This is a genomic window from Sphaerospermopsis sp. FACHB-1194 (assembly GCF_014696235.1).
GTDB lineage: Bacteria > Cyanobacteriota > Cyanobacteriia > Cyanobacteriales > Nostocaceae > Sphaerospermopsis > Sphaerospermopsis kisseleviana.
Genome location: NZ_JACJPU010000019.1, coordinates 39,934 through 61,753 on the forward strand (window position 1 = coordinate 39,934; position 21,820 = coordinate 61,753).

The 21,820-nt window shown below is 37.2% G+C and carries 18 protein-coding genes and 3 pseudogenes; 8 read left to right on the plus strand and 13 right to left on the minus strand.

What is annotated here, in order from left to right; all coding sequences use genetic code 11:
- Positions 1-5: 5 nt before the first annotated feature.
- Positions 6-2,300: an FAD/NAD(P)-binding protein gene (locus H6F45_RS12905; protein ID WP_347237732.1), complete on the plus strand. Its 2,295-nt coding sequence runs from the start codon at positions 6-8 to the stop codon at positions 2,298-2,300.
- Between the two features lie 58 nt (positions 2,301-2,358).
- On the opposite strand, the gene H6F45_RS27025 is transcribed toward H6F45_RS12905, so the two are convergent.
- Together H6F45_RS27025 and H6F45_RS12915 are read right to left on the minus strand one after the other, a co-directional pair.
- Positions 2,359-2,493, minus strand: coding sequence for a hypothetical protein (locus H6F45_RS27025; protein ID WP_255427055.1), 135 nt, complete (start codon positions 2,491-2,493; stop codon positions 2,359-2,361).
- A 104-nt stretch (positions 2,494-2,597) separates the two neighbouring features.
- A pseudogene (locus H6F45_RS12915) lies at positions 2,598-3,627 on the minus strand (transposase).
- Between the two features lie 72 nt (positions 3,628-3,699).
- Between H6F45_RS12915 and H6F45_RS12920 the strand changes: the two are divergent.
- The 6 genes and pseudogenes from H6F45_RS12920 to H6F45_RS12945 form a co-directional block, all read left to right on the plus strand.
- Positions 3,700-4,053: pseudogene (locus tag H6F45_RS12920) on the plus strand (transposase); the annotation flags it as partial.
- A gap of 337 nt (positions 4,054-4,390) precedes the next feature.
- A complete protein-coding gene (locus H6F45_RS12925; RefSeq protein WP_190347358.1) occupies positions 4,391-6,094 on the plus strand; it encodes a pentapeptide repeat-containing protein in 1,704 nt (567 codons plus the stop codon).
- A gap of 264 nt (positions 6,095-6,358) precedes the next feature.
- Positions 6,359-6,991, plus strand: a complete 633-nt coding sequence (locus H6F45_RS12930; RefSeq protein WP_190347359.1) for a hypothetical protein — start codon at positions 6,359-6,361, stop codon at positions 6,989-6,991.
- 614 nt (positions 6,992-7,605) lie between these two features.
- Positions 7,606-8,001: a type II toxin-antitoxin system RelE/ParE family toxin gene (locus H6F45_RS12935; protein WP_190347360.1), complete on the plus strand. Its 396-nt coding sequence runs from the start codon at positions 7,606-7,608 to the stop codon at positions 7,999-8,001.
- Complete coding sequence (locus tag H6F45_RS12940) at positions 7,973-8,290, plus strand: DNA-binding transcriptional regulator (protein WP_137669537.1); 318 nt, start codon at positions 7,973-7,975, stop codon at positions 8,288-8,290. The genes H6F45_RS12935 and H6F45_RS12940 overlap by 29 nt, the downstream gene beginning before the upstream one ends.
- A 292-nt stretch (positions 8,291-8,582) precedes the next feature.
- Positions 8,583-8,963 (plus strand): hypothetical protein, encoded by a 381-nt coding sequence (locus H6F45_RS12945; protein WP_190347361.1) that lies wholly within the window; start codon positions 8,583-8,585, stop codon positions 8,961-8,963.
- Positions 8,964-9,681: 718 nt separating this feature from the next.
- Here H6F45_RS12945 and H6F45_RS12950 read toward each other — a convergent pair.
- From H6F45_RS12950 to H6F45_RS12990, 9 genes and pseudogenes are all read right to left on the minus strand, one after another.
- Positions 9,682-10,557, minus strand: a complete 876-nt coding sequence (locus tag H6F45_RS12950; protein WP_137668989.1) for a bile acid:sodium symporter — start codon at positions 10,555-10,557, stop codon at positions 9,682-9,684.
- Between the two features lie 304 nt (positions 10,558-10,861).
- Positions 10,862-13,201, minus strand: a complete 2,340-nt coding sequence (locus H6F45_RS12955) for an arylsulfatase (RefSeq protein WP_190347362.1) — start codon at positions 13,199-13,201, stop codon at positions 10,862-10,864.
- 127 nt (positions 13,202-13,328) lie between these two features.
- Positions 13,329-14,312 carry a formylglycine-generating enzyme family protein gene (locus tag H6F45_RS12960; RefSeq protein ID WP_190347363.1) on the minus strand — a complete coding sequence of 328 codons (984 nt, stop codon included), beginning with the start codon at positions 14,310-14,312 and terminating at the stop codon, positions 13,329-13,331.
- Between the two features lie 11 nt (positions 14,313-14,323).
- Positions 14,324-14,482, minus strand: coding sequence for a hypothetical protein (locus H6F45_RS12965; RefSeq protein ID WP_187039102.1), 159 nt, complete (start codon positions 14,480-14,482; stop codon positions 14,324-14,326).
- 27 nt (positions 14,483-14,509) lie between these two features.
- Positions 14,510-15,469: a sulfurtransferase gene (locus H6F45_RS12970; RefSeq protein WP_236104158.1), complete on the minus strand. Its 960-nt coding sequence runs from the start codon at positions 15,467-15,469 to the stop codon at positions 14,510-14,512.
- Between the two features lie 93 nt (positions 15,470-15,562).
- Complete coding sequence (locus H6F45_RS12975) at positions 15,563-16,234, minus strand: glutathione S-transferase family protein (RefSeq protein ID WP_096572499.1); 672 nt, start codon at positions 16,232-16,234, stop codon at positions 15,563-15,565.
- 619 nt (positions 16,235-16,853) lie between these two features.
- Positions 16,854-17,012 (minus strand): annotated as a pseudogene (locus H6F45_RS12980) (transposase); the annotation flags it as partial.
- A 104-nt stretch (positions 17,013-17,116) separates the two neighbouring features.
- Positions 17,117-17,689, minus strand: a complete 573-nt coding sequence (locus H6F45_RS12985) for a hypothetical protein (RefSeq protein ID WP_190347364.1) — start codon at positions 17,687-17,689, stop codon at positions 17,117-17,119.
- Positions 17,690-18,054: 365 nt separating this feature from the next.
- The gene (locus H6F45_RS12990; RefSeq protein WP_190347365.1) at positions 18,055-18,441 is read right to left on the minus strand and encodes a transposase; all 387 of its coding nucleotides are present in this window, start codon (positions 18,439-18,441) and stop codon (positions 18,055-18,057) included.
- Positions 18,442-18,695: 254 nt separating this feature from the next.
- Between H6F45_RS12990 and H6F45_RS12995 the strand changes: the two genes are divergently transcribed.
- Positions 18,696-19,541, plus strand: a complete 846-nt coding sequence (locus H6F45_RS12995; protein ID WP_190347366.1) for a hypothetical protein — start codon at positions 18,696-18,698, stop codon at positions 19,539-19,541.
- Between the two features lie 185 nt (positions 19,542-19,726).
- On the opposite strand, the gene H6F45_RS13000 is transcribed toward H6F45_RS12995, so the two are convergent.
- Positions 19,727-20,824 (minus strand): ABC transporter ATP-binding protein, encoded by a 1,098-nt coding sequence (locus tag H6F45_RS13000; RefSeq protein WP_190347379.1) that lies wholly within the window; start codon positions 20,822-20,824, stop codon positions 19,727-19,729.
- Between the two features lie 162 nt (positions 20,825-20,986).
- Positions 20,987-21,700, minus strand: a complete 714-nt coding sequence (locus tag H6F45_RS13005; protein WP_096571935.1) for a GUN4 domain-containing protein — start codon at positions 21,698-21,700, stop codon at positions 20,987-20,989.
- Positions 21,701-21,820: the final 120 nt, after the last annotated feature.

Below are 21,820 nucleotides of genomic sequence, written 5' to 3' on the forward strand. Positions count from 1 at the left end.
TACTAGTGATTTTAACTGACAATGCCATGACTTCTAGTTTTTTGACTACTCACACTCCAACTACGATCACTATAGTTGGCGGAGGCTTTAGTGGTACTCTAGTGGCTACCCATCTATTAAAAACTGCTAGTCAACCCCTGATCATTAAGTTGATTGAGCGCATTCGTCAAATTGGCAAGGGAATTGCTTATAGTACGGAGACTAACTGTCATTTACTCAATGTCTCAGCAGGTAACATGAGCGCGTTTCCTCATGACCCGGGACATCTGTTACGTTGGCTTCAGTACAACCGCAGCGAGTTAGAATCATTTTTTTCCGAAGAAGTCAATGCTAGTACCTTCATTCCCCGCAAAGTTTATGGTTTGTACATTCAGTCAGTTTTAGCAGAAGCAGAAGCCACAGCACCCAGTGATGTGCGTCTGGAAAGGGTGACTGATGAGGTGGTGGGGATACAACCGGAAGCAAAAAGGGCAGCTATTGCTCTCCGTAGTGGCCGCTATTTTAATGCCGATAAAGTTGTCTTGGCTTTGGGAAATTCCCTTTCTACACCTTCAGAAATTGAGAATACAGATAGTAATTATCTCCGCAATGCTTGGTCAGCCGATGCCCTAGATGATCTTGATCCTGATGCCCCTATACTACTGATTGGTACGGGATTAACAATGGTAGATATGGTGTTATCTCTGCACAGTCGCCAACACCGGGGTAAAATTTATGCTGTGTCTCGTCGGGGACTGTCTCCCCAAAAACATCAACCGGCTCAACCTTATGCTAATTCTTTAACTCCAGATACTTTCCCCACAACAGTACGGGGTTGGTTACATTGGTTGCGGACTGAGGTAGAAGTTGCCACATCTCAAGGTTATGGTTGGCGATCGCTCATTGACTCTCTACGTCCCCACACTCAGAAAATTTGGCAAAAACTACCAAAAGAGGAACAACGGCGATTTCTACGTCATTTAACACCTTATTGGGACATCCATCGTCACCGCATTGCCCCACAAGTGGGAGATGTAATCACAGAAATGCTCAATTCTGGTCAACTAACTATTTCTGCTGGCAGAATTAGAGAATATCAAGCTGTTCCTGGTGGTGTAGCTGTCACCATATCTGAACGCAAAACCCAGACTAATCAGATTTTGCCAGTGCGTCGAATAGTGAATTGTACCGGAGTAGCAGCAGATTATCGGCATTCAAATCATCCTCTGGTTACTAATTTGCGAAGCCAAGGATTAATTCGTCCGAATGTCCTGGGTTTAGGACTAGATACTAACTCCCAGGGTGCTTTATATCAAGCAGATGGTACAATTTCTTCCCTACTTTATACCTTGGGAACACCCCGCAAAGGCGATCTGTGGGAAACTATAGCTGTTCCAGAGCTACGAGGACAAGCACAGGCATTATCCCAGGAGTTGTTGCAGTCTCTACCATTGCGTGTGCGTCCTCTTCCTGCCATAGCTTTGAGCAATACCAGTACAGGAATACCACAGCCAACCTTTCTATTTCGCCAATTTTTCGACCCTGAAACCAGTAGCTATACCTACCTTATTGCGGATCAACAGTTAGGAGATGGGATTTTAGTTGATCCTGTATTAGAACAAGTTGACCGGGATTTGCAATCATTAGAAGAACTAGGATTAAAACTACGCTATTGCTTGGAAACCCATCTCCACGCTGACCATATTACAGGAGCAGGAAAACTCAGACAACAAACAGGCTGTCAGATCATCGTTCCTGAAAATCCTGCGGTAACAAAAGCAGATCGCTCTTTTGTAGGTGGGGAAATTATAGAACTGGGTTCAGTAACTATTGAAGCAATTTCTACACCTGGACATACTGCCAGTCACATAACCTATTTGGTGAATAAAACTCACTTGTTAACCGGTGATGCTTTATTTATTCGTGGTTGTGGACGTACAGATTTTCAGGGTGGTGATGCGGGAACTCTCTATGATGTGGTGACACAACGCCTATTTACCTTACCAGATGATACCTTAGTATATCCTGCCCATGACTACAAAGGGCGTACAGTTTCCACCATTGGGGAAGAAAAACGTCTCAACCCCAGATTTAGTGGCCGTACCCGTAGTCAATTCATCACCATTATGAATAATCTCAAATTGAGTTATCCCCAAAAGATGAATGCAGCAGTACCGGCAAATGAATACTGTGGTGATTTCATTCTCCAAGATAGCTTAAATCAGTCCACAACTTTAGCAAAAGAAGAACAAGAACAAATAGAACTAACCGTTATGGCAAATACAGAAATATACAATGATTACTTTGCTATGTATATATAGTGGCAGGTGAAAATGGAATTGGTGAAATGCTTTCCAATAGCTAAAGTAGTTGAAAAAGCTACCGCATATCATTAAAAACTATCTTCGATCCAGCAGCAGTAAAAGCAGTGCGATCGCCAAGTTGAGCATAACCAAAAACGGTCATTCCTGCTGCACATCCTGCTTGTACACCCGGTACAGATTCTTCTATCAAGGATTTGGTGCGTTATGCTGTCGCTAACACACCCTACATATCTTTTCATAAATCAAATATTAGTCTAGGACTTACGCATTGACAAAAAATATCATCTATGTAGTCTAGATAATGACATCCTTGCGAAGGTTGGCAAAAATATGCTCACGGACAACAGAAGTAAACAGATTCCTCTGTACTTCATACCAATTGCTAATTATATTTTCAGAGCGCATAAACTCCAATTTCACAAATGCTTGAAGTGAACAAAATATGTGAGTTTTGATTGCACAGGTATCTCTAACCATGAACCGACAAATTCCACATACTTGTTTTATGGCACGATGAAAGGTTTCAATACCCCAATGAGTATCATGAATTGTGACGAAGGTACTTCTGGTTATGTCTTGAATTTTCTCCTCATCTGGCAGATATAAAATATAATGTCTAGAGTCTTCTTTTTTAAAGTCTTTCCTAAACAACTTTATAAATCCAAATTCTTTCAGATGAGTTCTTAATCCTTCTTCAGGAATATCCAAAGTGCCTACTTGGCAATACTTGTGCGGCTCATTTGAAACAGTTCTATTTTTTTCAATTCCGAATAGGAAACCCAATTTCTGGTTTTTTAGAAATTTTAAGTTTTCTACTCCTGAGTACCAACTATCTCCTGTTACCATTCTGGGTTTGACTCCCCAGCTTATTATTTCACTTACCATTTCTCTAAAATAATCGTTTTTTGTTTTTCCCTCCTTTTTATCATATATTCTATAATTTATTGGCACTGAATTACCATTAATATCGCTGTAATATAGAGTGATTAAATTTAATTAAGCCAATAATAGTTTTATGGGCTTTCCCTGACCAAAAATAACTGATTAATTCCGCATTTTTAGGGTCGCTGTAAATCTTTTCTATGACTGTATCATCTACACTTAATATCCCCCCTACCAGGTTGATAATTTTCTCTATTATGCTGAATAAATCTTTTGGTTCGTATCTCTCTCTCAATCAAAAGCGATTGACACTATCATGTGAAACATCTCCCAATATCTCGGCTAACCTACTACACCCTCCATACTTTGGCTCTGACAGTAAAAATAAGGTGTAGATGTCTAGATTGCATTGTGCTGTCGAGGGTTTAGTAATTTCTCTCATTCTCTCATACCCATTACTAGACGACCCTTATTTATCAATGCACTATTTTGTTATTCTGTCAATGCGTAAGTCCTAGATTATTTACTTTATTTACTCAAACAGTCTCCTGAACAACGATTACTAATCCTTTGGGATGGTGCTAGTTACCATCGTTCTCAAGAAATTAGAGATTTTTTGGACGAAATTAATCAGGGACTTTCAAGCGATCAATGGAAAATACAATGCGTTCGTTTTGCTCCTAATTGTCCGATACAAAATCCCATTGAGGATATTTGGTTACAAGCTAAAACATGGGTGCGACGTTTTTGTGCGTTGATACCAACATTTTCTCATCTAAAATGGATGTTTGAATGGTTTATCCGACACACTACTTTTGATTTTCCCACCCTTCAGATGTACGGAGCTTTTTCAAAAATCAAATATTAGTCCTATAGATGCTCAATTTAATAATGCTATTTTAACAGGTATCTGCATAAACAATTGGCAAATTAACCATCAAACAATTTTTGATAATGTAATTTGTAACTATATTTATCTTGATGAAAATAAAACAGAAAGACGACCTATAAAGGGTAATTTTGAAGCGGGGGTTTTTGCTAATCTTTGTCAATAAATTATAGAAAATAAAAATAAGATTGTAAGCAGAATACTTGAGAACAATGATAAGATACGCTAAACCTAGTGATTGTAGTCCCCTGTGATGCGTGCAGTTGGGGAATGAGATCACCTCAACACCAATTCATTCTTACCAAACAGCAATACTATGAATTCTGAAGAGTTTTTACAAAAATACGCTGAAGGACAAAGAGGGTTTTTTAATGTTAATCTTAAAAACGTTAATTTAGAGGGGGTTAATCTTCACCATATTTATCTTAGCAACGTTAATTTAGAAGGTGCAAACTTAAACGGTGCAAATTTTTCATGTTCTACTTGGAATAATGTCAATTTAAATTTAGCAACATTGGATAATTCTATTCTAATTAATGCTTCATTTGATAAAAGTGAATTAAATAAAGCTAGTTTTATAAATGCTAATATTGAAAATTGCAAATTTGAAGATACATCAATGCTGGGAACAAATTTTAGTAAAGCAATTTTAATAAATGCTAGTTTCCGATACTGTAATTTAGGTGGAACTATATTTACAAAATCCAATTTAAGTAAAGCTGACTTTTCGGAAATAAAAATTTGGGAGATGGAGGTTTATTGGGATCGCATAAATATGAAAGAATTAGACGAATATATGTTAGAGAATAAAGAATTGTTAGAGGAATTACTAGGTAAACCTGTTTTATTTGATGAAGCAAACCTTGAAAATACTATTTTCAAAGATAAACAAATACCTGCTGGTAGTAGTTTTAAAAAAGCTGACTTATCTTCTGCTGACTGTAGACGAGTTAATTTTTCTAATTGTGATTTTAGAGAAGCCAATCTAATTGAGGTAAATTTTACAGGAGCTAATCTTACTAAGTGTGACTTTAGACAGTCCAACCTAATTTATTCAGATTTTACAGGAGCTAATCTCATGGAAGCAAATTTTTCTGAAATGGATATTGGTTATACAGTTTACGTTTCTGATTCTGATTACCACTCAGAAACTTATTTTATTAGAGCTAATCTTCATGCAGCGAATTTTAAAGGCACAGATTTGAATGGTTCAAACTTTATAGGAGCAAACCTAACTAAATGCGATTTTAGTCAATCCAACTTAAATGGTACTGACTTTAGGAATAGTAATATATCAGGAGCTTTGTTTACTGGTGTTAACTTCGATGATATATATGATTTTAAAAATCCTAATTATTCTAAATTTAGTGATGCTTACTTTTATGGAGATGATCTACCTATAGATATTTCAGATAAGAATATAGAAAGTATTTTAACAAACAATATTATTAAAAATATATGTTATCCTCATAAAATTTCATTTAAAATTATTAATGGCAGAAAAGAGAGCCGACAAGAATTAATAAATGCGCTAGAACAAGCCAAGAAACGCCTAATAATAACTTGTCCTTGGATCACAAAATCTGCCGTAGATGATAAACTTCTTGAAAAATTAAAACAACTTCTTGAGCGAGGATGCCAATTAGATATAGGTTTTGGAAGAGGTGATAAAAGATATATAAAAGATAAGATAATAGAAGATATAAAAGCAGGTTGGGGTAAAGGAAGTTACTATAACGCTGTACCCGATTTATTCGATATCCAAAAACAATACCCAATCTTGTTTAATTTTAAAATATTGGGAACACATGAAAAATACTTAATATGTGATAATGAATTTTGTATGATCGGAAGCCATAATTTTTTAACATCCGGTGATACAAGTGAAGAAAAAGAACAAGGATTAGGATTTGATTGTCCTAAAACTATTCAAATATTAATTGAAAAGTTTGATAATAGTCAAAGCCTTATTTCCATTGAAGAATTTATGAATCTATACCGTCAGCATTCTAAAGAATAAAGATCACATCCTGTTTTATTTATCCACTAAGCCACTGGACAAAGTAAAATTGTCAAGTATGAAACTGGACAAACCAAGATAGACAGTCAAAACACAGAACTAATCAAAATCGTTACTCTACAAGGAAGATATGGTTATGCCCAATTACAATAAAGAGCTTCTTGACTGGGGTAGCTTCACTTTTACTAAAGCAGGGAAACTGGGTAATCAGATGGGATGGCTGGTTAGCAGAAGTAAGTAACAATTATTGAGTGAGATGAAAGTATGAATATTAGATTTGTGCGTGGGACTTTAGAGAGACAAGCAAGATGTTTACATACAAGCCTATCTAAAGAGATAATTTTTGGACAGAAGACAGGTGAGTACGTATGTGATGACTGTAAAGAAAGTTTTATGACAAGGGAGGTTGATGAACCACTTCCTGAATATCGAAAACAAATGATTGTTACTGCACACGCATTGCTAATTGCTCTTAAAGTCAATGATAATCTCAAACTTGAGAAAGAAGTTGAATCTCACGGATTTACATACGATTGGGCTTTGGTAAACAAAGAAAATGGCAATTTTGTTATACCTGTAGCTTATGACGTAGCTGAGGATTGTATAGCTAAAAGATACGTATTTTACAATATGAGTAATAATTCTGAGTTAACTGACAAACAAAAGATAGAAGCAATACAATTATTAAAAAATGCAGGGTGTTACACTTCTGCTGAAGACTTGGATCATCACACATCATCAATGTATGCTGCCATACTGAGTTCTGATAGGACAAAAGAGGAAATACAAAGGATTGATGAGGAGTACATGTATACACAAAAAAGTACACACAAAAGTGAATTACAAAAAGACACAGAAGATTATAGAGATTTTCAGAAAGCTATAGGGATTTGGTAATCTTTTTTTTTGGAGCAGACAACGGTTGTCCTATTCGTATTGCAACGTAACAATCAGATGTGATCGCTCTGAAGTTGTTACTAGGTAAAAATAAAACCTCTATAACACTTGTCTAATCTTGATTTAATTCAATCCGTGCATTTTCATGTGCAGAAACGTCGTTAAATTGTTCTTTAACGACTGCGAATATTTGCAAGCATAATTGGGCATCTGCCCTATTCTGGTATGGATGTAAATCTAGCCAGTTGTGTTTGAAGCGGTGAAAGAGTGTTGATAATTAGCTTTTTAGGGGGGTATGCTATGACACTCTATTAACAACTGGCGTGGGAGTGGGAAAATTATCGTTGAAGTTCTGTTTTATCCCGTCTTCCCTGTTGATATTTTTATTAAAACAGTAACAGTAAAATCTTGGTTGCCAAATTGCCGATATGGGGGTCAGATGGATAGCACCCTGTTTTGTACGGCTTTGTCTAAACCATATTTTCTGCGTTGTCTTCTTTGGGTCGTTGCAATACCCCTTCTTAGCGTACAAAAAACCTTTTCTGGCACGGTGATGTCTATCTCCCCCTAAAATATAGGACTAGGTGCTATACTTTATCCAAAGAGACTATAAAATGAAAATTTACAAAAACCGTACTTTTGACCGTTGGGCGAGAAAGGAGGGCTTAAACAATCTTAGTCTCTGTAACGCTGTAAACGAAATGGCAGCAGGGCTTTATGATGCTGACCTGGGAGGTGGACTGTTTAAAAAACGCATAGCAAAACCAGGGAAAGGTAAAAGTGGTGGATTTCGGACACTAATAGCTACTAATAATGAAGATCGTTGGTTTTTTATTTTTGGCTTTTCAAAAAACGAACGCAGTAACATTGACAAAGATGAAGAAGAAGCTTTGAAAATGTTATCCAAGCAATTACTTGCTTATACAGCAGAAGAGCTTGAGCAAGCAAAAAATAGTAAGGCATTAATAGAGGTGATTTGTAATGCGTCAGAAAAAATCAGCAATTCTTGAAGCAGTTCATGAGACAGCAAAAGACCTACACAAAGCTGGGCTAATGAATCAAACTACATTGCGCTCCTTTGAACACCTATGCCTACCTCCTATTGAGCCTCTAGAACCATTACAAATTAAAGAAATACGGGAATCATCTCAAGTCAGTCAAGCTGTTTTTGCACGTATTTTGAATATAAGTCCTTCAACAGTTCAAAAATGGGAAATAGGACAAAAGCGGCCTAGTGGGGCATCTCTTAAACTACTGCACTTGATAAAGAATCGTGGGTTAAACAGTGTGCTTTATTAAAATTTTTGGCTCGTAAAACTTACGGGTTATTCCTCTAATTTAACTTGTAAACCATTGTTAACCTCAGATGATTAACGTATTTTCTCTCATTCCAGAACACATCCGATAAAAACTAACACTCACGGATGATAAAAAACAAATACTGCAACAACAAACTATTAGTCAACATACCCCAGGAACAATTTTAAAAGACTTTCAAACTATTTTAGATTTTCTCCAACCTGACGGTGTTGAAGTTAGTAGCACTTACCACCAGTTTCCCCTGAAATATCTGCAAGAACTTAACTCTCAATTGAGTTTTTCTATAGACATTAACCTTAAACGTCCTGTACAAAAATCTTACCCCTATATACACGGTCTTTATTTCCTCCTCCACACCTCTGGACTAGCTCAAATTATTGGTAAAGGTAAAAAGACTAAATTAGTTTTAGACCCCAAAATTCTTCAAATTTGGCAGAGTCTCAACCCCACAGAACAATATTTCACTTTATTAGAATCTTGGTTAGTTTGGGGAGACAGTGAAGTATTAGGCGACCCAAGAGATATGTTTGACCAAGCATATCGCTGTTTATTATTTTGGGACAAACTCCCAGAGGTAGGACTAAAATTTAATAATTATTCAGAACAAGATAAATTATATCCCACATTCCGCAGATGTGACCCAGATAATTGATATTTTTGAAAAATCCCAACCAGAAAAATTTTATTTACCTAATTTTTCTGTTTGATTTTAACTTTATCTGCCAAAAAATAGAGAATATTACTAAAATTAATTCCATGAGGTTTTAAAATAGATTCTCTCTTTCAATGAAAGCAGTTATTTTTTGTAAAATCAACATGACAATTACCCCACATTCCGCAGATAAAATCCAATTCTGAATAATTATCACGAAAGATTCAGGGTTGTACAAACTTTACTCCAAAAATATTCTCAATAAATGAGATAAATTCCTAATAAACATTTTATAGTTCCTTTGAACTAAAATCCTGAAAACCCTTACCAAACAATGTTTTTGGAGATAATTATTTTTTTATTCTCCGCTTATGCGGAATGTGAGTTAAATAATTAGAAAGCAAATTATGCTTAATTTGATAAATATAGGACTTACGCAAGATGTGACTGAAAACCTTATTCTTGCTTAGGGGTAATTCATGAATTACCCCTACTTTCGTTCCCTTTTGCGTAAGTCCTGTATTTAATAGGACAACTAAAACGTCCAGATATTGCTATGTCAATGGTTTAGTCTTTAGGCGGTCGGTGCAGCGTAGCCGCACCATCGCTTGTGCCAGTTGCGTAAGTCCTATGATTCAATAACATCTTCATTATTGCAGTACACATATACTAATAATTAGCGATCGCTGTGCCAGTTGCGTAAGTCCTGTTAATGTCATCACGAAACTTCCAACTGCTCTATTTCCGCACTCTGTCCTTGATCTAATTCTGGTAAATTTTTACCCAAAATTACAACTGAAACCATCATTAATAAACTCGTTACCATAATCACACTGATCACATTTGGATCATCAAAATTGCTTGTACCTATTAACAAAGCAGCAGCAAAATTGCGTTGTGCAGTTCCTACTCCTAAAACTCTTTGAGTATCAATACCAGGTCCTCCCAATAAATAACCTACAGTAAAAGAAAATACAATAAAAATAGCACATACAAATATCACACCATTTGTCAATAAAACAGTAATTTCACTAAAGTGAACTATCAATCTGACCACTAAACCTAAAAGCAATCCAAAACTAGATAATTTGGCGGTAATTGCTTGTAAGCTAAGGGATATATTTTCAGATTTGGACTTAATAAATAACCCAATTGCTAATGGTATTATCATCATCAATATTAAAGGTTTAGCAATATCCCAAGAGTTAACTTGTACCCCTTGCAAAACCAAAGGTAATACAATCGGCATATAAAAAACAGTACCGAACATTAACATCATCATCAACCCTGTAGAAAAAGCTAAATTCCCCTTAACTATTTGCGCAAGTTTAGGTAAAGCTGGCGGACCTGATGCTAATGCCATAATGATAAACCCATCTTTCACAGGTTCATCCACAGGTATTACTTGGAGAAGCAAATATACAAAAAGTGGCACTAATACAAAATTTACTAGTAGCGATAAAACAACTAAACGGATATTACGAAGAGGCTGCCAAATTTCTTGTACAGTTAACTTTAAACCTGTACCAAACATAGTAGCAACAACAAAACAAAGGAATGCTATTTTGTCAAGAATGGGGATAACTTCATTCATAAATTTCTTATTTCACTTATTTCACTTTCAACAAATCTGTAGGTTGGGTTGAACAAAGTGAAACCCAACATATACAGCATATTCCATGTACATGAGGTACACTATGAACAGGCAAGACTTGTACTGAGCGGTTAGTGAGCTTGTACTGAGCGAAGTCGAAGTGCGGAGTCGAACTATGTCGAAGTATGCCTGTCCCACAAGGGTTTTATCATTAATATCTGTACTTCATAATAACGGAAACTGCTGTATAATCTCTTAGCCTATTGGGTTTCGTTATTTAATCCAACCTATATTTGCTACATTTTTAATTCAAATTTAAAGTAACCTTCTGTAAATTACCTGTGAATGCAAAGGGTACTTGATAGGTTTCCACAATCGGAGTACCTGTATCTTGACCGACATCAAAAGTTTCATTTAATGCCAAACGGTAGGGTAAAGTTTTTTCAATTCTACCCTCAGCTACCTGTTGATCATTAATGAATAACTTGCCAATTCCACCTGCACCAACTCCACCACCGTCATAATCAAAATTAAATTTAATTGTTGATTTACCAGGTGCTAATTTTTCAGGAGATTGAATAGTGTACCGTTCGGAATTAGCAAAGTTGTAAACGTAGGTTGGTTTACTATCTTCTAGGAAAAATCCCCAACCCGCAAAACGTCCACCTTGAGTTAATAAAACACCTTCTGCACCATTTTCAGGAATGTCTACATCAACAGTAATACTAAAGGATCTATTTTTTAAACTTGGGGCGCTACCTTCAGGAATGCTAACTCCACCAGAATAGTAAGTAAAAGTTGTGCGTCCTGCGGCAGGGGAAGGACGACTTTTGACATCAAATCTTTCAGAAACGCGATCATCTAATGGTAAAACTTTGTGTTTACGAGCTTCTGATAAAAACAACTTTTGCAGTTTTTCTAATTTCTCTGGATTTTCAGATGCTAGGTTATTAGCTTCGCTAAAATCTTTCTCAATGTTGTATAGTTCCCAAGGATCTTTCTCGAAGTCAGCGTTAATTGTACCCTGCCAAGGTAATCGGGGATGACGCGCCGCAGCTATCCATCCATCATCATAAATCGCCCGGTTGCCAAACATCTCAAAATACTGAGTTTCATGTTTAGAAGCAGCTTCAGGATCATCAAAAGTGTAAACTAAGCTAGTACCTTCGATTTTCTGTTGTTTTACCCCGTTAACTTGAGTAGGTGCAGTAATTCCCGCAGCTTCAAAAATAGTTGGCGTAATATCAATAACATGATGAAATTGGCTACGAAGTCCGCCTTGATCTTTGATGCGATCGCCCCATGCAATAATCAAGGGGTTACGAGTGCCACCAAAATGAGACGCTATTTGTTTTGTCCATTGAAATGGTGTTGTACCAGCCCAAGCCCAAGCTGCATGATAATGATTGAATGTTTTAGGACTACCTAAATCATCCAAAGAAGCTAATAATTGTTCTCGACTTTCAGGTACTTTATTGAAAACTTTTAATTCATTGACGCTACCTGCTAAACCACCTTCGGCACTAGCACCATTATCACCAACGATGTAGAAAACTAAGGTGTTGTCTAATTCACCAATTTGGTCAATGGCATCAATTAATCTTCCCACTTCATAGTCCGTATGTGCCAAAAATCCGGCAAATACTTCCATTTCATGGGCATAGATTTTTTGATCATCTGGAGATAAGGAATCCCACGCTGGCAATTCTACCGGACGGGGGGTAAGTTCGGCATTAGCAGGAATTACACCCAGTTGTTTTTGACGAGCAAAGGTTTCTTCTCGTAATTTATCCCAGCCTTGGTCAAATTTTCCCTTGTACTTGTCTATCCAGGCTTTGGGAGCGTGATGAGGTGCATGGGTAGCACCGGTAGCCAAATAGGTAAAAAAGGGCTTGTCAGGGGCTATAGACTGTTGAGAATGAATCCAGTTAATGGCATGATCTACTAAATCTGGAGTCAAATGGTAATCAGGGTTATTGGTTGGTGGTGCAACTCGCTTAGTATTTTCTACCAAAGCCGGACTCCATTGGTTAGTATCACCACCCAAAAAACCGTAAAAATACTCAAATCCTAATCCCGTCGGCCAGCGGTCAAAGGGTCCAGCCGCACTGGTTTCATAATCTGGTGTGTTGTGCCATTTACCGAAAGCAGCAGTATTATAACCGTTCTGCCGTAATACTTCCGCTACAGTAGCCGCACTCTTGGGTAAAATTGTTGTGTAACCGGGAAAACCAGATGCTAACTCTGCAACTACACCTGTACCGACTGAATGATGGTTGCGTCCAGTTAATAAAGCTGCTCTGGTGGGTGAACAAAGGGCTGTAGTGTGGAATTGGTTATAACGTAATCCTTTTTCAGCTAAACGAGTTAAATTCGGTGTATCTACATGTCCGCCAAAGGTACTTGCTTGCCCAAAACCCACATCATCCAATAATACTAATAATACATTCGGGGCTTTTTCCGGGGCTTTAATGGGTGCGGGAAAATCTGGTTTTGAATCTTTGTAAGTTAAGCCAATTTCACCATCAAAAGACGGTGGACGTACTGGTAAAACCTTTGATGTCGCAGCTAAGGCGGGGCTTGTTACCATCAACAATGTGATGAGAAAAGATAGAGACAGCACCCGCAAAATTGAATGTAACATACAATATCCTTGTATAAAAAATCTGCAACTTTGCGTCTTTGCGTCTTTGCGTGAGGCTTAATCTTTTAACGAACCACGAAGGACACAAAGGACACGAAGATTAAGAATGTTAGAGAGAGATTTTGCGTTAGTCTTGTAAATTCTTCACCAAACGAAACCCGATATGGGTTGTTCCCGTATCAGTAGATTCTGATTCCCGTGCGGCTGGACGATAACGGCTACAATAGTTTGGCGCACATAGGTAAGAACCACCTTTGATGACATGAAGGTCAGTTTCTGTAGGTTTTTTAGGGTCAAAACTTTGGTTAACAGATCCCCGACTTCTTTGAGAAGTGGGGGATCTATCGTTGAATAAGTCGGAAGTCCATTCCCACACATTGCCGGTCATGTCGTACAGTCCATAACCATTGGCTGGGAAAGAACCTACTTTTGCTGTTCCTACATAACCATCAGTTTTAGTATTGAAAAAGGGGAAGATTCCCTGCCAGGTGTTGGCTTTTTTCACTGAATATTGATTCCCCCAGGTATAAGTTGCTCCATCCAACCCACCGCGAGCAGCATATTCCCACTGTGCTTCTGTTGGTAATGATTTTCCTGACCATTGGGCGTAGGCTACAGCGTCTTGATATGCAATATGAACAACTGGGTAGTTTTCTTTCCCTACAATAGTGCTATCACTACCAAAGGGATGCTGCCAATTAGCACTGGGTGTCCAATGCCACCAACTGAGAATTTGAACTTCCTTCACACCTTGTTTTGGCATTTGAAAGACCATTGATCCTGGTAATCTCTGCTCATCTAGTAAGTCGGGAAACTGTTCTTTTGATAAAGGTCGTTCTGCAACTGTTACATAGTTGGTGGCTTTGACAAATTCAGCGAACTGAGCGTTTGTCACTTCGTATTTATCTATGCAAAAGGATGTAACTGTGACATTTTCTGCTGTTTGCTCTTCCACAAAACCAGAATCATCTGCTCCCATTTTGAATGTACCTCCAGAAATCATTACCATTCCTGGAGGACAGGGGTTAACGGCAAATGCTAATACTGGTAGATTGGTGAATAGTGATATAAGTGCAATTACTTGAACCAGTAGTAATATTAAGAACCGCATTTTACGTTGTATTAAGCTCCTGAGCGATCGCTTGTAGAATCACTGGGAGGTTCTTCTTTACCACTTCTGCAACTGACCAAGTTATCTTGATTGAGATTATTGGCAGTCAATACATATACTGGAATCAAGATGAAAATTGCAGCAGTAATTAACAAAATTGCATATCTCATGGATTTATTTTTCACCTCTTCTCTTTTCTAAGTTAGTTTCTCCTCTCCAGTAGCCACTGGTAAATCTTTGTGAGTGCTATATTCTGTCCAAGAACCTTCATAAATTCTGACTTTGGGATAATTAAGCAGATGCTTTAAAACCACATATTGTAATGTAGCTTCTCGTCCTGTACTACAAGAAACAATAATGTCATTTTCAGGAGTAATCTTTTTATCTGCCAGAATTTTCTTAATCTCATCTAATGACTTTAATTTGTGAGGATTTTGAGCATCTGTAAACGTTACCCAAGGAATATTCCGCGCACCAGGAATATGTCCATTGCGTATCCAAATATTTTCCTCACCCCGGAACAATTTTTCTGGTCTAGGATCAATAAAAACAACTCCTGATTTACCAATCAGTTTTTTCACATCACTTAAATTCACACGCACTGAAGGGTTATCTTTAACTGTGAATTTACCGACTGAGTATTTAGGAAATTCTTTTGTGACAGCTTGATCGGTTTTATAACCAGCATAACCACCATCTAATACAGCAATATCTTTCAATCCAGAACGTTCTAGTAAATAAGCAACCATTGTTGCACCTAAAACATCTCTACCATCTGAATATACAAGAACACGACTATTATTTGTTACACCAGAATTAGCAAATATTTCTCCTAATTTTTGATTTTCCCAATATTGTACCGGTAATCCTTCTTTTGGACCTCTAAAAGCTGTATCAGCAATGTTGACAGCATTAGGAAGATGTCCTTCTATATAGTCGAGAGGAAAATTACGTACATCTAAAATTCTAAGGTTAGGATCTTTGGCGTTTTCAGCTACCCAATTTGGCGAAACAAACTGAATATTGGCGCGAGAATTAGCTGATAATACTGGCAAAGGTAATAAGGGAATACTTACTAAAAATGCAAAAAACACTGTCACCAGAGCAAATAACTTAGGTTTTTTCAAATTCTTTAAATAAAAACTTTTAAACATCATTTTCACCTTTATTTCTATTTCATCAAAATCTTCATTACTTAGTGAAATTACTTTAATTAACAGGAATGTTAAAGTAATCTCAAAAACCGCATTCTACGCCGTTGTTACCGTTAAACCAAGAATTTTAGCGAATCTTTCTACATAAAATTCTGTAGGATTAGCAACTTGTTGAATAGATTCCCGTTGACGTAAATTCTCCCACCATTCCTGTAATTTATATGTTTCTGTGGGCAATGTAAAATTACGGAATTTTTCTAAAACTGGTAATCTTTCAAACCAAGGATAGAAGCTGATATCAACTAAACTCAAATGTTCGCCTAAGAAGTAGGGACCATTACCAGAAAGTTTACCTAATCCTTCTTCTTCAATATACAAAAGAGACTCTAAAAACTCTCTCTTTCCCTGTTCTTGTTCTTGGGTATCTTTACCACGCAGGAATTTATTAAAAGCTGGAACTAAACGGGTATTAGCGTAATCTATCCAAATTCTTGCAACCGCTTTTTGAGCAGGATCATGAGGTAATAAAGCTGGTTCGGGAAATACTTCTTCTAAATATTCATTGATAATTGCGGATTCATATATTTCCACATCACCATGTTTGATGGCTGGAACTTTTCCATAGCGAGAAACTTGGGTAAAAGCTTCTGGTTTATTCTGTAAGTCAATTTCAATCGGTGTAAAATCAATTCCTTTTTCCAGCAACACTACACGGGTTCTTTGGGAAAAAGTAGAGGCTTTAGCAAAATACAGTTGTAATGTACTCATTTAGTCCTTTCCTTGATTGGGATTTGTTTGATTTTTTAGTTAATTAGGGCTTGCTGATAGCAGAGCGTGGCGTAAGCCATAAAAGTATTCTCGTATAGACAGGCAAAAGACAAGAGTCTGGGCTATCTGTTGGCAACAAATTTTTCCCTATTTCACGCTCACTATTTTCAATTTTGCTACTCCTATCTTGAAAAACCTTGCACCTCATTGTTCTATTTTTCGCCTCAATCCTTTGATTTGTCTAGGTTTTACATTTATTCCACATCCTCTAATTACAAAAATTGCAATTTGAATGACAGCCAAAGATAGAAGTGAAATTGCTTCTCTTCTACGAGTTATATTCTTTTGACTGGCAAAATACCAGAGGTCAACATTAACTACGGTTTATCGGTCAACTTTTAGTAGTATTCTAAGAGTATTTCATAGTTTTTACTAAAAAACAAGTCTTTTAGCAAACATTTTTCTCAAAATGTAGAGCCAAAATGCCCAACAATCTAACACTTGTCCATACCTTGCTTTTCTTCAGTACCGCGTTCATTGCCGGGTCGTTTAGCGAACTTCCATCTGTTAAGTTAATGTCTCATACCAATACTTTTCGATTAATAAAGCTTTAACATGCTCTCCATCTCACTCCTTCTACCAAGATATAAAAAATCGCGTTTAGGACTTCCCACATATTGACTTCACGCTTGCGTCCTCTAGGTTTAGGCTCTGGAATCAGGTCGCTGATTAATTCATATTGGTCACGGGTCAGGTTACTGGGGTATGCTTTACTCATACTACTCTCTGGGTCCTGTTTATTATCTATTCACAGCTTATACTGAGAGAGCTTTTTTACATCCTTTCCGACTTTTCAAACATCCTCTAAAGGTCGAAGCAACCCTAACTATCCTCCTTCATTTTATAAATACAGTACTTTTCTAGTGAATAAGACTCACGATTTACAATAATAGGGTTATCACGGTGACTTTCAGTAGGCTTACCTAACCATTCATTTGTGTAATCCAAAATTTTGGCTACGCTTTGTTGATGGCTATCTATTGCTCTTTTACCAGCTTCAAATAATTCTTCACTATTCCATACATCAAAAACAATTGTACGTTTGATAGAATTATTACCATAAAAGTAATTTACTTTTACAAAAATGCTAAAATATTTAGAGTCCATGTTTTCATTATTCTCCTTTGTTTCTATTATATTCCATGACTGTATATCCCATGACTGAACATCAAAATTAGGAGCATCTAAAACCTCTTTAGAAAAACAGTTTAATTTTTTCATCTCGTTAACATTATTTTCTTTCCATGCTTTTAAATATTTATTGGTACTTCTTTCGGGTGTATCTGCAAGAAACACTTTAAATAAACTAAACCCTATCATTCCAACTAAACACAGAAAAAAAATACCTAATGTAATTTGAATTTTTGAGAATTTATAATTATCTAAGAACTTCATTTTTAACCTCCTGAAACAATACGCTAATATAATTCAGCAATTAACATCTCGATTAATTTTCAGGGGTAGGTACTACCCCCTATCGCTTTTTATAACAGAAATTAAGCTGATTTTGGACAGCAATTCTCATTTTGAAACGAGTTTGCGCCATTTCAGCGAACCCCGGATTTGTTAAGAATTGTAAAACCCTATGAATGTAAGGGTTTAAATGTCATGAAACCTTAAAATGAGAATTGCTGCTAGACCGGGGCGCACCTATCCATCTGGTTAGTTAAAGTTTAGGACACGCTTCCGTTGCTACTACCAGCCGCTATTTGCACACTAAACCATTAGAGGGTGTTTGAAAAGTTTTTGGCAGTCAAAATTTAAGCAAGTCGCCTCACCATAATACGGATCATGGCAAGGTAGATAAAAGTCTCAGAGGTTTCGGGTAATAACTCATAATCTCTGACTAATCGCCGACACCCCATCAACCAACCGTAAGTGCGTTCCACCACCCAACGTTTTTTGAGTAAAGTAAAGCCCTTGGTCTGCTCTGGTCGAAGAACTACCTGAATAATCCAATGCCAGGGTGGAAACTCCCCTGGTAATGCTCTCCATCTCACTCCTTCTACCAAGATATAAAAAATCGCGTTTAGGACTTCCCACATATTGACTTCACGCTTGCGTCCTCCAGGTTTAGGCTCTGGAATCAGGTCGCTGATTAATTCATATTGGTCACGGGTCAGGTTACTGGGGTATGCTTTACTCATACTACTCTCTGGGTCCTGTTTATTATCTATTCACAGCTTATACTGAGAGAGCTTTTTTACATCCTTTCCGACTTTTCAAACATCCTCTAAGCTTTTATGACATGGGAACTCAAAAACCTTGCATTTAATTTTGATTCCCAGGAAAAATCCATCGCGTCCAACTCTTGAAAGTGTTCCCTGTTTCCTGTTTCCTGTTTCCTGTGTCCATGACAATACTTTTTCAGCAACCCTTACTTACCCATAAATTACGAACAATGAAAAAATTAATTCCGATAATCACCTTAATTATTTCCTGTATATCTTTGGTTAGTTGTAATAATCCACCAACCAATACAACCACAGCAACATCAACTAATAATACTGTACAATCTCAAACAAAAAATTCACCCACATCTGAAACAGAACAGGAAAATAAAACAGATATCAAAAAAGAAAAAACAACAGAAACAGATCAACCAAAGAAAATAAAATCTGCACCGCAAATTAGTCGTAAAACCACCATCAAAAATAAATCACCGCAAGTTGGTACAGTTAAAGAATTAGTTAATGGTGATTTAATGTGTTATGTCACCTTAGTAGATGAACAAGGTAAAGAAAACCAAGTTGGTGCGAGTTTTGATATTTGTGCAGAAGAAGGAAAATTTTTAAATAAAAAAGTCCGTGCCATTTTCACAGTAGAATCAGTGAATGATTGTGAAAGTGCAGAACCTTGCGGAAAAACTCGTCAAGAATCTATAATTACTAAAATCGAGGTTTTAGAAGATAAAACAACAGCAAAAACCGAAACCAAACCTCAAGCAAATAAAACCCAAACCATTAGTAATGGAGAGTGGAAAATTACTATTGGTAATGCTGACTCTTGGACAGGAGTTAATAATACAGGAAACTTGACATACCAAGGATGTGATACAAAAGGTAACTGTCTTGAATTAACAGGTGGTAAAGTTTCCTGTCGTGATGGAAAATGTGTTACAGGGTGGAGAAATGGAGATTATGTTTACATTTTAGAACAACCGATTACAGAAGATGGAAATGCGGATTCAACTTTAATCGTAAGAAAAGGTGATCAAGAAATTCTCAAAGCGACAGGATTAAAATAAGTAGTAGGTTGGGTTGACAAAAAGAAACCCAACATTACTCATTTTCTTCCTTTGCGTACTTTGCGTACTTTGCGGTTAATTAACCCAAAAATCTGGAAACTACACCGAGAAAAGATGAATAAATAAAATGATCTAACTTCTTGTTAGGTTACGCTGTCCCTTAACCCAATATACATTAAATTAGATTAAACAGGAAAAATTCTTTCTCCACTACCCGGATCAAAAACAAATAAATGATTTAAATCGAAATGCAAATGCAACTTTTCACCGGGATGTAAACGCACACCCCCACCCACTTGAACATTGATAAAACTAGAAGAATTAGGTAAACTCACACGAATTAAAGTTTCTCTTCCCAAAGGTTCAACAACCTTAACTTCTACTGCAAGGGTTGAATTTTCTGGTTGAATTTCTGCTTTACTAATACTAATATGTTCAGGACGAATACCCAAATTACAAATTTGTTCAGGGTGAAAATTCAAAGCAGCTTTGATATTTTCAGGAACAGCTAATAATTGACCACTAATATCAAAATTATCACCCTTATAGATAGCGGGTAAAATATTCATAGGCGGATTACCCAAAAAAGCTGCTACCATTTCATTAGCAGGTAAAGCATAAATAGTTTGAGGATCGCCGATTTGTTGAATTCGTCCCCGATTTAACACTACAATTTTATCAGCCAAAGTCATGGCTTCAACTTGATCATGGGTGACATAAATTGTCGTAATTCCCAATTCTTGATGTAATTGTTTTAATTCTGCTCTAGTATCATCTCGTAATTGAGCATCTAAATTAGATAAAGGTTCATCGAGTAAAAATAATTGAGGTTGACGGGCGATCGCTCTTCCTAATGCTACCCTTTGTTGTTGTCCTCCAGAAAGCTGTTTTGGTTTTCTGTCTAACAGATGTTCCAAAGAAAGCGATCTCGCAACCGTCAAAACCCGTTCTTGAATAGTTTTCTGATCGACCTTTCGCATTTCCAACCCAAAAGCGATATTTTGGGCGACGGTTTTATGGGGATAAAGGGCATAATTTTGAAATACCATTGCTACATCACGCGCTCTGGCTGGGATATCATTAACCAAGCGATCGCCTATATATAAATTTCCAGAAGTAGCAGTTTCCAAACCTGCGATAGTTCGTAAAATCGTAGACTTACCGCACCCCGAAGGACCAACTAAAACCCAAAACTCACCATCAGGAATTTCAAAGGTGATATCCTCAATAGCGGTGACATTGTTAAATTTACGTTTAATTTTATCTAAAACAACTTTAGCCATTTCTAATAATTGATAATTGACAATTGATAATTGATAATTGGGCATTAGGCATTGGGCATTGGGCATTGGGCATTGGGCATTGGGTTATTAATCTTCCCATGCTCCCCCTGCCTCCCCTGCCTCTTCCCTGTCACCTGTCACCTGTCACCTGTCACCTGTCACCTAACCCCACGCAGGATGAGATAAAAGAGAAGCCATTACCCGCACCCCGCGCAGTTGGTTAGAAAGGGGTAGATGACCTCTAGGGGCGCTTAAATCCCAGGTAAACTCGTTGGGGTAGCGAGTCCATTTATTGCCATCCTTCCAGCCGATTTTTGGCCATAAAGTTTCCCAGTTTCTACCCACCCCCAACCAAATTTCTCGCTGTACAGAAAAACCAAACTTACCTTCGGAGTAGACAACCCAAAGATGATTAATTGTTTGTAAATCTTTGATGGGGAAATTTTCCACTTCAGTAAAATACAACCATTTTCTTTGTACTGCTTGGGGTCCTGCCATTTCGCACATTTTTTGAATTGTCAGCAGATCAGCAGCTTGAAACTCCTGCTTGATGAGTAATTCTTGCAAAGAATTGTAACTGATCCCACGATCTGATTTTAGAGGTACAATTCCTTCAGGAAAGTGAGTTTCTAGAAATTCCTTAGCCGTAGGTGCATCAGAATTGTAGATGACTTGGTAAGCTTTACCATCAATCCAAGTTGCTGGAGTGTCACGACGTTTCAACAAAAATTCCTGCAACACATCTAAACCCTCATTACCCAAGTTAGCTAATTGTGGGATGATTTGTTGTTGGACTTTTTCGGACCCAGCGATTAACTTTTGGCGCAGGGAGTCGATGTCATTAGCAGTGCCTGATACAATCATTGGGTCTGTCATGCCATTACTCGTGTTAGCGTTTCAGTGAACAAACGAATCAGCTATTGGGCATTCTACAAAATGAAGCACAGATAGCGAAAAGTAGTTTACTATTTTTGACCGGACAAAGTAGCGCCGGTT